This window comes from Oxalobacter vibrioformis (assembly GCF_027118995.1).
Lineage (GTDB): Bacteria > Pseudomonadota > Gammaproteobacteria > Burkholderiales > Burkholderiaceae_D > Oxalobacter > Oxalobacter vibrioformis.
Genome location: NZ_CP098242.1, coordinates 1505510 through 1520120, shown reverse-complemented (window position 1 = coordinate 1520120; position 14611 = coordinate 1505510). Strand labels below are relative to the sequence as shown.

The window sequence follows — 14611 nt, the reverse complement described above, 5'->3', positions numbered from 1 at the left end:
CTTCCTGGAAAAAGCTTTCTCACTGTTACTGAATCAGGCATATGACAACTTCTGACGACACTCCTGTCACCCCGAACACCCCGGAAAGCTCACCGCTCGGCAAACGCGCAGAGGCGTCAGCGAGCTATGATCCGGCCGTTCTTTATCCGATTCCACGCCAGCCCATGCGTGAGGAACTTGGCATCACCGGCACCATCCCGTTTTACGGGCTAGACATCTGGAACGCCTACGAGCTTTCCTGGCTCAATATGCGGGGCAAACCCCAGATTGCGATCATGAACCTGACAGTTTCATCGGACTCTCCCAACATTGTTGAGTCCAAATCGATGAAGCTGTACCTGAACTCCCTTGCCCAGATGCAGTTGGCTGACGCCGATGCGGTAATCGCCCTGTTGCGCGTCGATCTGTCGGATGCTTTTGGCTCCCCCGTTGCCGTGACCCTGATACAGCAGCCGGACTTCAAGTCCATTGAACTGGAAGAACTGGAAGGATTGCTGCTTGACCGTCTGGATATTGAAGCCACCCAATACGCCCTTGATCCGTCATTGTTGACAACTGATACGGAAGAACCGCCTGTTGAAGAAAAGCTGGTATCCCACATCCTGAAAACCAATTGCCCGGTTACCGGACAGCCGGACTGGGGCAGCATCCAGATTCATTATGTCGGCCACGCCATTAACCAGGAGGGGCTGCTCAAATACCTGATCAGCTACCGGGAGCAGCAGGAATTTCACGAGCAGTGCGTAGAGCGCATTTTTATGGATATCCTGAAAGCCTGCCGGCCGCAAAGTCTGACCGTCTACGCACGGTACACCCGGCGGGGCGGCATCAGCATCAACCCCTTGCGCAGCAACACATCATCCGGCAAGCGGCCTATTTTTATCCGAAATGCCCGCCAGTAATCCGCCCCCGGAATTATGTTAAATTGACGCCAGCATGAATGAAGGTTAACTTATCATATCGAATTCAAGGCAGCATTTAATTTGAGGCAATATCGGAGCTACTGTTTTACATGACTACCAACCTGTCGAGGATCATTCCTCCTGAAAACATTGTGCTTGATCTTGAAGCAACGGGCAAGCAGCAACTCTTTGACAAGGTCGCAGAGCGCTTTGAAAAGCAGTGCGCGCTTCCTGCCGCAACGATTGCTGAAAACCTGCTGGAACGGGAAAAACTCGCGTCAACCGGGCTGGGACACGGCGTTGCCGTACCGCACGGACGCATTGAGGGGCTAAAATCCCCTACCGCTGCGCTGGTCAGGCTGGCCGAGCCGCTTGCGTTTGATTCACCGGATGGCAAGCCGGTAGACCTGATGGTTGTTCTCTTGATTCCTGACAACGTGACGCAAAAACATCTTGAAATACTGTCAGAAATTGCTGAAATGTTTTCAGACGCAGACTTCAGGGATGCGCTTACCCACGAGAAGAGCTCGGCGGCTGTCCATGACATGCTCATATCGTGGTTACCGGCCCACATGAAAAAAACCTGATCATTCATTCTTACTGCATTTTCATATGACCACGCCAAAGACCCTGACCATACAGCGACTTTATACAGAAAACAGAGAGCCTCTGAAGCTGACGTGGTTTGCCGGTCTGGAAGGCGGGGACCGCATGGTATCACCAGGCAGCGCCTCTGCAGCAGACCAGGTTGGACACCTTAACCTGATCCACCCGATGCGCATACAGGTATTCGGCCGGCAGGAAATCAGTTATTACGACCGCCTTTCACCCGAATCACGGGCATACCTGGTTCATGAAATCGTTGACTGCAATCCTCCCGCACTGATTGTTGCCCGCGGCCTTGACGTGCCGCCTGACCTGCATTCCATCTGTAACGAAAATAATATTCCCCTTTTTACCACCCCCCTGACGGCAGCGGAAATCATTGACTACCTCCGTGTCTACCTGTCAAAGAAACTGGCGCTACGCATCATCATGCACGGTGTTTTCATGGATGTGCTGGGTGTAGGGGTACTGATCACCGGAGAATCCGGGCTGGGTAAAAGCGAACTGGGGCTGGAACTGATTACCCGTAACCACGGCCTGGTTGCGGACGATGCCGTGGAATTTGCGCGGATTGCGCCCAACATGATTGAAGGACGCGCCCCCCAGTTATTACAGAATCTGCTTGAGGTTCGCGGACTGGGCCTCCTGGATATCCGGGCGATTTTCGGGGAAACGGCAGTACGCCGTAAAATGCAGCTCAAACTGATAGTGCACCTCATGCGCAGCCGGCTTGGCGAAGAGGCAGGCGAACGCCTGCCGGTGATCTCACCCACACAGGAAGTGCTGGGAATACCCATCAGAAAAGTGGTCATTCCCGTTGCTGCCGGCCGCAATATTGCGGTTATGCTGGAAGCGGCCGTTCGCAATACCATCATGCAGTTGCGCGGATTCAACACTATGGAGGAATTCATGGAACGTCAGCGCCAGGCCATGACGAAAGACTGATCGGGCCTGCCTGCGCAAGCGCTGGCAAGGCGATTGTCGTTTTTGTTTTTAAGAAACGCTGATTAAATGAGTTTGGGAGATGAAGCGCAAGGCAAACGGAGCAATTCGTTCACAAAGCCTTTTAATCAGCCTTTCCTTAAGTGGACCATCCGGGGGATTTCCCATGCATATCATCCTCATTACCGGTATCTCAGGTTCCGGCAAATCCGTTGCATTGAATGTGCTGGAAGATGCCGGTTATTTCTGCGTTGATAACCTGCCCCCCGTTTTACTGCCCAACCTGGTCGAAACCTGCATTGAAGAAAAAAAATCGCGCCTGGCTGTTGCGGTCGATTCGCGAAGTGCGCACTCACTTTCCGATCTTCCTGCCACCGTGGAAAAACTTCGCAGTGACGGACACCATCTTCAGGTGGTTTTCCTCACGGCAGATACCCACTCCCTCATCAACCGTTTTTCCGAAACCCGGCGAAGCCATCCCCTCGCCCATCGCGCGCCATCCAGCCATGACCCCTCAGACCAGCGCACCCTCATGGAAGCCATCCATGCTGAAAGAGAAATGCTGGCAGAGATCCAGTCAATCGCTCACGTCGTCGACACATCCCATCTCTCAACGAACAAGCTCCGGGGCTGGATCAAGGAATTTGTCGAAGCGGAGCACAGTACAGACCTGACACTGCATCTGGAATCTTTCGGCTTCAAGTTTGGTATTCCGCAGGATGCCGACCTGATGTTTGACGTGCGCAGCCTGCCCAATCCGCATTACGATCTGCGCCTGCGCCCGCTCACCGGAAAAGATGAGCCGGTCAGACAGTTTCTGGAAGCACAACCCGAAGTCGGTGACCTCCTGACGGATATCCGTCAGTTTGTTGAAAAATGGCTGCCATCTTACAAACGGGATCACCGCAGTTACCTGACCGTTGCCCTCGGATGCACAGGGGGTCAGCATCGTTCAGTCTATATGATTGAAGAGCTTGCCAGATACTTCAGCCAATCGGAAACCGTTCTGGTCCGGCACCGCAATCTTTCCTGAAAACAAGACACCTTTTATCGCTTATACAATCAGTTTGACACCCTCCAGTAATTTTCTGACTGGTGCGGGCAATGGCGCATTATCCAGGCCAGCCATGTCATACCAGACATACCGCTCATCCGGCATTTTTCTGGTTGTCTTTGAAAGTGTCATCAGGATGGGGACAATATGCAGCCTGAAATGGGTAAACGTATGGATGAATCCCCCAAGCCATTGCAGGGAATCCACATGACCAAATGGCCCAAGGACTTTGTTCAGCATAGCCGGATGGATATCTGACTCACTGCCCGGCAGTTCAGGCAATGAAAAAAGCCCTCCCCAGATACCCGATGCCGGCCGCTTTTCCAGCAAAACACGGTTCTTATGTATTGCAACCAGCAGACAGACATGCCGTTCAGGCAATGTTTTCGATGGTTTCCTGACAGGCAGTTCCCTGACTTTGTCCTGCAAAAAAGCATAGCAACAGGAAGAAAAGGGACACAAATCGCAGGAAGGCGTTCCCCGCACGCAAATCGTGGCGCCCAGATCCATCAATCCCTGGGTGTACGATTCCAGATTCTGCTCAGGCAATAACGACTCAGCCAATTGCCACAACCTGTTTTTGACCTTTGCCGCACCCGCGTATTCTTCAATGCCAAAAACCCGGGAAAGCACCCGGATGACATTGCCATCCAGAATCGCAGCCCGTGTGCCACTGGAAAAAACCGAAATGGCGGCAGCCGTTGAACGTCCGATACCGGGCAATGCCTCGAGTAACGCCGGATCAACAGGAAAATGCCCGCCATATTTTTCAACAACAATCTGCGCACAGCGGTGCAGATTACGTGCGCGGGAATAATACCCCAGCCCGCTCCATTGGGCCATGACGGCCTCAGCCGGGGCAGATGCCAGCGCGGCCACATCAGGAAAATATGCAAGAAAACGCGCGTAATACGGAATGACAGTGGTTACCTGCGTCTGCTGCAGCATGATTTCCGAAAGCCATATTCGATAGGCATCCCGTGTCTGCTGCCAGGGGAGCGCATGCCTTCCATGACGTTTCTGCCATGCAATCAACACCCCGGAAAAATCAAAATCCGGTTGCCGGGCGCTTCTTTTTGATGCCGCTTTTTTATTTGCCGGTTTCATAAACAGCCAAAACCTGATATTTTCTTCACCATTGCTGCCAAGGCCATTGTGTCAAACCGTATGGTATGACCCGGTTCCCTGTTGAAGCAACCTGATCCTGATTAATAAAGCAGACAGTATATGGAAAACGCCGTTTTCGTGCAGATAAAAAAATCCTTATCCGTTCTTTCACGGCTGGTTTTGTGCCTTTCTTTCATTCTGCTTGCCGGATGTGAAACCGGGCCAGCCATTGAAGACGAAGCAGAACTCCCGGCCAGAATCACCCGAAAATGCAGTGATGCAATGGAAATTTCAGGCCGTGTTTCCATGAACTACACCCTTTCCCGCAACGACAAGACCGAATCGCTGCATGGTAAATTCTCCTGGCGCCAACGTCGCGGCAACACGCACATTGAGATCTTTTCCCCGCTCGGACAAACCCTGGCAGTCATTGACATTTCCCTCGGACAAGCCATCTTTACCGCTTCCGGGAAAATCCCGGTCAGCGCAACCGATGCGGATACCCTGGTTTTCCAGCAGCTTGGCTGGCCGCTGCCCGTTTCGGGCATGCGCCACTGGCTGCAGGGATGCGCAACCAATACCAGTGGAAAAGCGTTTCAGGCTGATCCGGCCCATCCCGAAGTCACCACACCTGATGGATGGCGGATTCACTATGTCAGTTGGAATTCCTTTCAGGAAAACCAACTGGTTCCACGCCGTATTGATATGACCCACACGCCCGCAGCAGATGCGGCGGTCAGCGAAATCCGGATTCGCCTCATCATTGATGAATGGCTCACAGAAAACGGAAAACAGGATTGACATGGCACGCACACTGCATCACTGCCCTGCCCCGGCCAAGCTGAACCTGTTTTTACACATTACCGGTCGCCGGCCTGACGGATATCACCTGCTGCAAACCGTTTTCCAGCTCATTGATTTTGGCGATACCCTGCATTTCACGTTTCGGGAAGATGGCAATATCTGCCGGGTAACCGCAATCGAAGGCATCCCGGAAAAACAGGATCTCATTGTTCGCGCCGCCCTTCTGCTTCAGCGCGAAATTTTCCAGCGAACCCGCAAAAAACCAGGCGTGAACATTGCCATCGAAAAACGCCTGCCCGCCGGTGGCGGGCTGGGCGGTGGCTCATCTGACGCAGCAACCACCCTGATGGCACTCAACCATCTGTGGGAATGCGGACTGAATAAAGAAGAACTCATGCAGATGGGCCTTCAACTCGGCGCGGATATTCCCTTTTTTATTTTCGGACATAATGCCTTTGCAGAAGGTATCGGGGAAATATTGCGTCCTGTCGATACGCCCGATGGCTGGTTTGTTGTGATTCATCCCAATATTTCAGTACCAACAGCCGCAATATTTGCATCAAGGGAATTGACAAGAAATACGGAAAGGATCAAAATGTTGGACTTTCCCGGCTATTTGACTGAAAATAGCTTTTTGGGAAAAAATAATTTGCAGTCTGTTGCTGAAAAACTGTATCCTCCGGTTTCAGAAGCCATTGAGTGGTTAAACAGATATGCAGATGCCAGAATGACCGGCTCAGGTGCCTGTGTTTTTGCCCGCTTTGACAGTGAAGCAGCAGCAGACAGGGTTGTCAGTAAAATACCTGGGGAATGGAAAGGCTGGAAAGCGAGAGGATTACAGATTCATCCGCTTGATGAGATATTAAAAAGGCATCCGGTGGAAAATGATTGACAGAGCATCCGGCTTGTCCGGGGTTCAAAAGGTCAGCAGGGGAATCGCCAAGCTGGTTAAGGCACTGGGTTTTGATCCCAGCATGCGAAGGTTCGAATCCTTCTTCCCCTGCCACTTCAATCAAGGTGCCCGCCGTCAGGCGACCAGAAAACAAGCTGACGGCAAGCCGCATACGGAACTGATCCATTTATGCGGCTTTTGATTTTGTAACGAGACTATCGCAGGAATTCCATGTCCGATCCCAATCTGATGATTTTTACCGGCAATGCCAACCCGGCGTTGGCCGCCAAAGTAGCCAGCAAACTCGGTATCCCGCTGGGCAAAGCGCATGTTTCCCGGTTTTCTGATGGTGAAGTCACCGTTGAGATCAAGGAAAATGTCCGCGGCAAGGAAGTTTTTGTCATGCAGTCCACCTGTGCACCCACCAATGACAACCTGATGGAAATCATGCTGATGGTTGATGCATTAAAACGTGCCTCTGCCAAACGCATTACCGCCGTCATCCCGTATTTTGGTTATGCCCGTCAGGATCGCCGTCCGCGTTCAACCCGCGTTGCCATCTCGGCAAAAGTCGTCGCCAACATGCTGGAAAACGGGGGGGTGGACCGTGTGCTTATCATGGATGTCCATGCCGACCAGATTCAGGGCTTTTTCGACATTCCTGTTGACAATATTTATGCGTCACCCGTTCTTTTACGCGACCTGATCAAGAAAAGATACAAAGACCTGCTCGTCGTATCGCCTGACGTCGGTGGTGTAGTCAGGGCACGCGCGCTGGCAAAGCTGCTTGACTGTGAGCTTTCCATCATCGACAAGCGCCGCCCGCGCGCCAACGAATCCGAGGTCATGAACGTTATCGGTGAAGTTGCGGGCAGAAACTGCGTCATCATGGATGACATGGTTGATACCGCAGGCACACTGACAACTGCTGCCGATATCCTGAAAGACAGGGGAGCCAAAATGGTGGTGGCCTACTGCACCCACCCGGTCCTGTCCGGCCCGGCTGTCGAACGCATCAACAATTCCAAACTGGATGAGCTGATTGTCACTGATACCATCCCGTTATCCGATGCGGCAAAACAATGCAGCAAGATCCGCCAGGTTTCCTGCGCCGAACTGCTGGCAGAAACCATCCGCCGTATCAGCAGAGGCGATTCGGTCATGTCTTTCTTTATGGAAGCAGAAACCATCGAAATCTGATAAAAGCATTCTGGATGCGGGGGTTTTTCCCGCCTCTTTTTAACGAAATTCCTGGTCGCGGGAATTTCACTCACGAAAGGGCATTACGCCCTGAATTTTTTGGAGTTAATCATGAAAGTTGTTGCATTTCCCAGGGCAGAACAGGGTACCGGAGCGAGCCGCCGCCTGCGTACTGCCGGCATGACCCCAGGTATTATCTATGGAGGCACCAGTGAGCCGATGGCAATCAAGCTGGATCATAACGCGCTTTACCATGCTCTCAGAAGAGAAGCCTTTCACTCTTCCATCCTGGATATGGAAATCGAAGGCAAAATCGAAAAAGTGCTGCTGCGTGATTACCAGATGCATGCGTACAAACAGATCGTCATGCATATTGATTTCCAGCGCGTCAGTGCTGACCAGCCGATTCACGTCAAGGTACCGCTGCACTTCCTGAATGAAGAGACGGCTGTTGCCGTCAAGCAATCCAATGGTATCATCCATCGCGCGGTTTCCGAGCTGGACATCACCTGTTTGCCAGGTGATCTGCCGAACTTCATCGAAGTTGACCTGGCGAATCTGGATATTGGCCAGACCATTCACCTGTCTGACGTGAAACTGCCAAAAGGCGTTTCTGCCACCAGCAGTGACGCCGACATGACCATTGCAACAGCCAGCGTCCCAAGCGCTGCACCTGCTGACGATGCTGACGCCACATCATCAGAAGAACCGAAAGCTGGCGAATAAGCCACACGGCTTCAGCAATAAAAAACCCGCCGGTTGGCGGGTTTTTTATTGTCCAGAAAAAATCAGCGTGCCGTATGCAAATCCTTCATCGCCACATCGAATCTGCCTTCGCAAACCAGCGGAATCACTTCAAGACCCCGTTCAATTGATTCATTGATCAGATTCTGTTCCTCCTTACCCGGACGCTGCAAAACATAATCAATAACCGCCATCTTCGGATTGCTTGTTCGGGGATGACCAATACCGAGCCTCAAGCGCCAGAAGTCCTGGGAACCCATGGCAGAAACAATATCATTGAGTCCGCGATGCCCACCGGTAGAGCCGCCTTTTTTCAGGCGGGCAACACCTGGCGCAATATCCAGCTCATCATGCACCACCAGGATTTCCTCTACCGGTATCCGGTAAAATCGCGCCAGCGCGCCAACCGCCCGGCCGGACAGATTCATGAAAGTCTGGGGCGCCACCAGCCAGATATCCTGACCGGCAATCGGCACACGAGCCGCCAGTGACTGAAAGCGGGATTCTTTTTTCAAAACCGGCGCATTCATCCGGTGAGCCAGGTTATCAATAAACCAGAATCCAGCATTATGGCGGGTCTGCTCATATTCAGGACCGGGATTGCCCAGGCCGACAATAAGACGAATAGACATGAATCAACTCGGGAAAAATCAGAAAAGGCATGACATCAGTTGAGCAACGTGCCATCCGGCACCGGGTTTTTCCTGGTCTGCACTAAAATCCATGGCTTGATGACTACTGTCCACAGCTCCACATCCTCCTCAAACCACGCCTGAGCCTGCTCGTCGGTTACCTTTTCTATCTGCTTTTGCGCAACAAGCCTTGATATATTTTCCATATCGTCTGCGGCCATCATCACGGCCACACTGACCATATCCAGACCATCACAAATGGCAAGAATATGGCCCGAGGCAAAGTAACGCTGCAGCTCACGCCAAGGCATCTGTGCCGTTTCCATATTCAATTTAGCATGAAGAAATTCCTGCTCCTGAAGAGACATTTTCATGGTTTCGCCTGTCAGTATTCAAAAAGATCACGCATCAGTAATGCGGGGGTTTTTCATGGGTAAATATCGTATTGTTATTGGCTCTTTCAGTCAAACGATGTGCAAGGACCGAAATAGCCGCTTCCAGCTGGTCAATCCGGTTCTGCTGCTGGTAAACGGTCTTGTTCAGCTCATCAATCATATCCTCCTGATGGCTGATCCGCATTTCCAGATCGATAAAACGCTCTTCCATAATCCGACTCTCTTTACCAGGTTAAAACAGGCCGCCACAACAGCCACGTATTGGGTATTGTATCAACGCATTTTACCCATTACGCCACTTTGGGATTCTGCAACAGGGATTTCAGATTGGCCAGCCGCGCCTGGGGCGTCATGGTTTCCGACTCATCAGGCAACGCCTTCCCTTCATCCAGTTTCATTTCCGCAATGAAGCGGGACATGTCGCATATTTCTGTTTCCCGGCCTCTGCGGCGTTTCTTGCACCAGGTGATCTGAAGGCTGCGCTGGGCGCGGGTAATTCCCACATACATCAGCCGGCGCTCTTCCTCAATCCGTCTTGCCAATACATCAGCCGGCGTATCCGGATCGCCCTTGTGCGGCAGGATGCCCTCTTCCACACCAACCAGATAAACATGCGGAAACTCCAGCCCTTTGGCAGCATGCAGCGTGGAAAGACGTACCGCATCAGGGGCTTCATCGCGCCCTTCCAGCATAGTCATCAGCGCAACCATTTGTGTCAATTCAAGCAGATTCTTCTCCGGGATACCACCCTGCCTGTCACCCAGGCTCTTTTCCTTCAGCCAGCCTGTGAAATCCAGCACATTTTCCCATTTTCCACGGGCATTGCGCTCATCAAACGTATCATACAGGTAAGGCTCATAGGCAATTTCCGCCATCATGTCATCCAGAACGGCTGCCGCATTTTCACCGCTTCCGGCAGCGCCCTGGCGGGACGCCCGCGCTTCAATCCGGTTGATGAAATCACAGAAAGCACGCAGCGGCTGCAACTGACGGGAAGGCAGCACTGCCTCAATTCCCCCTTTAAATACCGCCTCGAAAAGCGAACACTGCCAGCGCCCGGCATAGGCGCCCAGCGCTTCCAGTGTGGCCTGTCCGACGCCGCGCTTGGGTGTGGTAACCGCCCGGATAAATGCCGGGTCATCATCATTATTGGCAATCAGGCGAAGGTAGCTGACGATGTCCTTGATCTCTGCACGGGCGAAAAAACTCTGCCCGCCTGAAATAGTGTAAGGAATCCGCTCCCGCCGCAAAGCGGTTTCCAGCAAACGCGCCTGATGGTTTCCGCGATACAGGATCGCATAATCCGAAAACTTCGCCCTGCGCTCAAAACGGTGTGCCGACAGGGAAATCGCCACCTGCTCTGCTTCCGTTTCATCATTGTCCATGGCGCTCACCCGGACAGGCTCACCAGCGCCCATCTCGGACCAGAGCGTCTTCTCAAAAATCTTGGGGTTATTGCTGATAACCGCATTGGCTGCCTGCAGGATATGCATGGAGGAACGGTAATTCTGTTCCAGCCGTATCAGCTCCAGATCCGGAAAATCATCCCGCAATATCTTCAGGTTTTCCGCAGTTGCGCCCCGCCAGGCATAAATTGCCTGGTCATCGTCCCCAACAGCGGTAAACATGGGTTTCTTGCCTGGTCCGGTCACCAGAAGCTTCACCAGTTCATACTGGCAGACATTGGTATCCTGGTATTCGTCCACCAGGAGATACCGCATGCGCCGTTGCCATCTGTCACGTACTGCATCGTTTTGCCGGAAAAGTTCCACCGGCAGACGAATGAGATCATCAAAATCCACCGCCTGATAGGCCGACAGGGTTGCCATGTAGCTCGCATAAATCCGTGCCGCCTGCCCTTCATGCTCATCAACCGCCTCAGCCAATGCCTTCTCAGGAAAAACCAGCGCATTCTTCCATAGCGATATGCGCGTCTGGATGCGGCGGATGACCTGTCTGTCGGTTGTCACAGCCATATCCTGTATCAGGGAAAAACAGTCATCCGCATCCATGATGGAAAACCGCTCCTTTAAGCCCAGCTCTTTTGCTTCCTGGCGCAATATCCTGACACCAAGCGAATGGAAGGTGGAAATTGTCAGTTCTGCGGCCTGTGACGGGCTTGAGAGCAGCTTTGCAATACGCTCCTGCATTTCTGCTGCCGCCTTGTTGGTAAACGTCAGCGCGGCAATATGCCGGGCTTCATAAAGACCGCTTTCGATCAGATGCGCAATTTTCTGGGTAATCACCCGAGTCTTGCCCGAACCGGCTCCCGCAATCACCAGGCAGGGGCCCTCCATATAACGTACGGCATCACGCTGCGGGGTATTCAGATTGAAAAGAGCAGAGGAACTCATCACACGAAAAACGGCCAAAGACAGGAGCGCCATTATAACAGTGCACGCAGCATTAGTCAGAACCCGCGGAGCACGTTACACTATCCTCACGGAGTTTTTCCGCCCCTTGTAATTTGCAAAAGCATCCCTATCTGGTCATAGTTGATTATCTGGTCTGCGCCATGGTGGCAAGCGGGCCCACCGGAGAAACACACATGGAACAATTTCACGGCACAACCATCCTGTCAGTCCGCAGGGGAAGCGAAGTCGCGCTTGGCGGCGACGGACAGGTCACACTGGGCAGTGTTGTCATCAAAGGCGGCGCACGTAAAGTCCGCAAGCTCTATCACGACCGTGTCCTGGTCGGATTTGCCGGTGGAACAGCTGACGCCTTCACCTTGCTTGAGCGCTTCGAGGCCAAGCTGGAAAAACATCAGGGCAACCTGCTACGCTCTGCGGTTGAGCTCGCCAAAGACTGGCGGACCGACCGCATCCTCCGGCGTCTGGAAGCCATGCTCCTGGTTGCTGACAAGGAAGCCACCTTTATCATTACCGGCAATGGCGATGTGCTGGAACCGGAAGAAGGGGTAGGTGCCATAGGATCCGGGGGGATTTATGCGCAATCTGCAGCACTGGCGCTTCAGCGCAATACGGATCTCTCCCCGGCAGAAATCGTGGAAAAAGGCCTGGCCATTGCAGGCGAACTCTGCATTTACACCAATATGAGCCATATTATCGAAACACTTGATTAACGGCACGGCTCTATCTTATTACTCTTATCGCCATACCACTATGAACCTGACACCTCCAGAAATCGTCACCGAACTCGATAAACATGTTGTCGGCCAGTCCAAAGCCAAGCGTGCGGTTGCCATTGCACTGAGAAACCGCTGGCGCCGCCAGCAGGTGGAAGAACCCCTGCGCCATGAAATCACGCCCAAAAACATCCTGATGATCGGCCCGACAGGTGTGGGAAAAACGGAAATTGCCCGTCGCCTCGCCCGCCTGGCTGATGCCCCTTTTATCAAGATCGAAGCAACCAAATTCACCGAAGTGGGCTATGTTGGCCGTGATGTGGAAACCATTATCCGCGACCTGATTGACATCAGCATCAAGCAGACACGGGAATCCGAAATACGCAATGTCCGCGAAAAGGCAGCAGACGCGGCAGAAGAACGGATACTCAATATCCTGGTACCTCCCGCTCGTGACTTTGGTTTCAATACCAGTGCCAGTGATGAGGATGCCGGTTCCGGCAATAATACGCGTCAGGTTTTCCGCAAGCGGCTTCGTGAGGGCGCGTTGAATGACCGCGAAATTGAAATCGAGGTAGCTGATGCCATGCCGCATATGGAAATCATGGCGCCTCCCGGCATGGAAGAAATGACCGAACAGATCAAATCCATGTTTTCCGGGCTGGGCGGAAGCCGGAAAAAACCCCGCAAGGTCAGGATCAGCGAAGCCCTGCGCCTCTTGACAGATGAAGAAGCCGCCAAGATGGTCAACGAGGATGAACTGAAGCAAAAAGCCATCACCAATGTTGAGCAAAACGGTATCGTCTTTCTGGATGAAATCGACAAGATCGCTTCGCGCTCCGAAATCGGCGGTGCAGACGTTTCACGTGCCGGCGTCCAGCGTGATCTCCTGCCACTGGTGGAGGGCACAACCGTCAATACCAAATACGGCATGGTCAAGACTGACCACATCCTCTTTATCGCTTCCGGTGCATTTCACCTGTCCAAACCGTCAGACCTGATCCCGGAACTGCAGGGACGCTTTCCAATCCGCGTGGAACTGGAATCCCTTTCCATTGAAGACTTTGAGCGCATTCTGACAAGTACCGATGCCTGCCTGACAGCCCAGTATGAAGCACTGTTGGCAACCGAAAACATCAAGCTTGTTTTCGCCACGGATGGCATCCGCCGCCTGGCTGAGATTTCCTTCTCGGTAAATGAGCGCACGGAAAACATCGGCGCAAGACGGCTTTATACCGTCATGGAAAAACTGCTTGAGGAAATTTCATACACGGCAAGCGAAACCGGCACGGACACGATTACTATCGATACGGATTACGTGAATGAAAGACTGGAAGCCCTCTCTGTCAATGAGGATCTTTCCCGTTATGTCCTGTAACCGGGTCTAAGCAAATGAAAAAGCCCGGCTTTGAAGTGACCCCCAAAAGTTGGACAAAGTCTGACGAATTGGAGGTGCAGTTCAGTTTTTACCGGGCTTTTTTGTGATCCTGCATAAGCCAAAAACTCATTTGACCCAGACCACAACCTCATCCATGGATTGACGCGTCTTGGCGCCGGGCTCATTGACCCGATAACCGAATGCGACCATAACCGAAAGCCCCAATTGCCCGTTTTCCGTCAGCCCGGCTTCACTCAAGATTGATTCAGACGCGTCCAGATTGGCTCCCTCAATCGCGCAGGAATCAATTCCCATCAACGCCGCCGTTGTCATCATGTTGCCCAGCGCAATGTATGCCTGCTTTCCGGCCCAGTCAAACAAGGTGCGCGGTGTATCCAGCAAACGATTTTCTTCCTGAAACTGCCTGAAACGTTCGCGCTTGTTTGCCGCGACCTCATCCGGCAGATGCTGGACAGCTTTCATCATACGGGTCACATGTCCGGAATCAAAACGCATGCCATCGCGATAACACATGATCGCAACATAATGACTGGCAGTCGGCAATTGTGTCTGTGCTCCCCAGCTCACCGTACGCAGCTTTTCACGCAAGGTTGCGTTCTGGATCACAAGAAACTTCCACGGCTCAAACCCGAAAGAACTGGGAGAAAGGCGGCCTGATTCCAGAATCAGGTTGAAATCAGCATCACTGATTTTTTTGTCCGGATCAAATGCCTTGCAGGCATGACGGAACTGAAATGCAGAAAGAATTGCGTCCTGGCTTATCATGGCAGACTCCATTCAGATGATAAAAAGGTAATATAACCAAAAAAAACCGATCACTCTCCATACGAATTGAAAAAATAAACG

16 protein-coding genes and 1 tRNA gene are annotated in these 14611 nt (G+C 52.5%); 11 read left to right on the top strand and 6 right to left on the bottom strand.

Annotation, left to right across the window (positions count from 1 at the left end; translation table 11 throughout):
- The first annotated feature begins 41 nt into the window (after positions 1-41).
- The 4 genes from queF to rapZ all read left to right on the top strand — a co-directional run bounded on the left by queF (position 42) and on the right by rapZ (position 3483).
- The gene (gene queF, locus NB640_RS07535) at positions 42-902 is read left to right on the top strand and encodes an NADPH-dependent 7-cyano-7-deazaguanine reductase QueF (protein WP_269308130.1); all 861 of its coding nucleotides are present in this window, start codon (positions 42-44) and stop codon (positions 900-902) included.
- A 110-nt stretch (positions 903-1012) separates the two neighbouring features.
- Positions 1013-1489, top strand: coding sequence for a PTS sugar transporter subunit IIA (locus NB640_RS07530; protein WP_269308129.1), 477 nt, complete (start codon positions 1013-1015; stop codon positions 1487-1489).
- Positions 1490-1514: 25 nt separating this feature from the next.
- The gene (gene hprK, locus NB640_RS07525; protein ID WP_269308128.1) at positions 1515-2453 is read left to right on the top strand and encodes an HPr(Ser) kinase/phosphatase; all 939 of its coding nucleotides are present in this window, start codon (positions 1515-1517) and stop codon (positions 2451-2453) included.
- Positions 2454-2616: 163 nt separating this feature from the next.
- Positions 2617-3483, top strand: coding sequence for an RNase adapter RapZ (gene rapZ / locus NB640_RS07520; protein ID WP_269308127.1), 867 nt, complete (start codon positions 2617-2619; stop codon positions 3481-3483).
- A gap of 21 nt (positions 3484-3504) precedes the next feature.
- Here the strand turns inward: rapZ and mutY are convergent, their stop codons facing one another.
- On the bottom strand, positions 3505-4611 hold the full coding sequence (gene mutY / locus NB640_RS07515) for an A/G-specific adenine glycosylase (protein WP_269308126.1): 1107 nt from the start codon (positions 4609-4611) through the stop codon (positions 3505-3507).
- A gap of 120 nt (positions 4612-4731) precedes the next feature.
- On the opposite strand from mutY, the gene NB640_RS07510 reads away from it, so the two are divergent.
- The 5 genes from NB640_RS07510 to NB640_RS07490 all read left to right on the top strand — a co-directional run bounded on the left by NB640_RS07510 (position 4732) and on the right by NB640_RS07490 (position 8233).
- On the top strand, positions 4732-5412 hold the full coding sequence (locus NB640_RS07510) for an outer membrane lipoprotein LolB (RefSeq protein WP_269308125.1): 681 nt from the start codon (positions 4732-4734) through the stop codon (positions 5410-5412).
- A gap of 1 nt (position 5413) precedes the next feature.
- A complete protein-coding gene (ispE, locus tag NB640_RS07505) occupies positions 5414-6307 on the top strand; it encodes a 4-(cytidine 5'-diphospho)-2-C-methyl-D-erythritol kinase (RefSeq protein WP_269308124.1) in 894 nt (297 codons plus the stop codon).
- A 37-nt stretch (positions 6308-6344) separates the two neighbouring features.
- A tRNA-Gln gene (locus NB640_RS07500) sits at positions 6345-6421 on the top strand.
- 117 nt (positions 6422-6538) lie between these two features.
- Entirely contained in the window at positions 6539-7507 is a 969-nt protein-coding gene (locus tag NB640_RS07495) for a ribose-phosphate pyrophosphokinase (RefSeq protein WP_269308123.1), read from the top strand.
- Between the two features lie 111 nt (positions 7508-7618).
- Entirely contained in the window at positions 7619-8233 is a 615-nt protein-coding gene (locus NB640_RS07490) for a 50S ribosomal protein L25/general stress protein Ctc (RefSeq protein ID WP_269308122.1), read from the top strand.
- Between the two features lie 62 nt (positions 8234-8295).
- Here NB640_RS07490 and pth read toward each other — a convergent pair whose 3' ends face one another.
- The 4 genes from pth to NB640_RS07470 form a co-directional block, all read right to left on the bottom strand.
- Positions 8296-8883 (bottom strand): aminoacyl-tRNA hydrolase, encoded by a 588-nt coding sequence (pth, locus tag NB640_RS07485; RefSeq protein ID WP_269308121.1) that lies wholly within the window; start codon positions 8881-8883, stop codon positions 8296-8298.
- A gap of 35 nt (positions 8884-8918) precedes the next feature.
- Positions 8919-9257, bottom strand: a complete 339-nt coding sequence (locus tag NB640_RS07480) for a DUF2288 domain-containing protein (protein WP_269308120.1) — start codon at positions 9255-9257, stop codon at positions 8919-8921.
- A gap of 34 nt (positions 9258-9291) precedes the next feature.
- Positions 9292-9489 (bottom strand): SlyX family protein, encoded by a 198-nt coding sequence (locus NB640_RS07475; protein WP_269308119.1) that lies wholly within the window; start codon positions 9487-9489, stop codon positions 9292-9294.
- 79 nt (positions 9490-9568) lie between these two features.
- Positions 9569-11632 (bottom strand): UvrD-helicase domain-containing protein, encoded by a 2064-nt coding sequence (locus NB640_RS07470; protein WP_269308118.1) that lies wholly within the window; start codon positions 11630-11632, stop codon positions 9569-9571.
- A 194-nt stretch (positions 11633-11826) separates the two neighbouring features.
- Between NB640_RS07470 and hslV the strand changes: the two genes are divergently transcribed.
- Both hslV and hslU read left to right on the top strand, forming a co-directional pair.
- Complete coding sequence (gene hslV / locus NB640_RS07465) at positions 11827-12363, top strand: ATP-dependent protease subunit HslV (protein WP_269308117.1); 537 nt, start codon at positions 11827-11829, stop codon at positions 12361-12363.
- A 40-nt stretch (positions 12364-12403) separates the two neighbouring features.
- Entirely contained in the window at positions 12404-13744 is a 1341-nt protein-coding gene (gene hslU / locus NB640_RS07460) for an ATP-dependent protease ATPase subunit HslU (RefSeq protein ID WP_269308116.1), read from the top strand.
- Positions 13745-13870: 126 nt separating this feature from the next.
- On the opposite strand, the gene NB640_RS07455 is transcribed toward hslU, so the two are convergent.
- Entirely contained in the window at positions 13871-14530 is a 660-nt protein-coding gene (locus NB640_RS07455; RefSeq protein ID WP_269308115.1) for an NAD(P)H-dependent oxidoreductase, read from the bottom strand.
- Between the last annotated feature and the right edge of the window lie 81 nt (positions 14531-14611).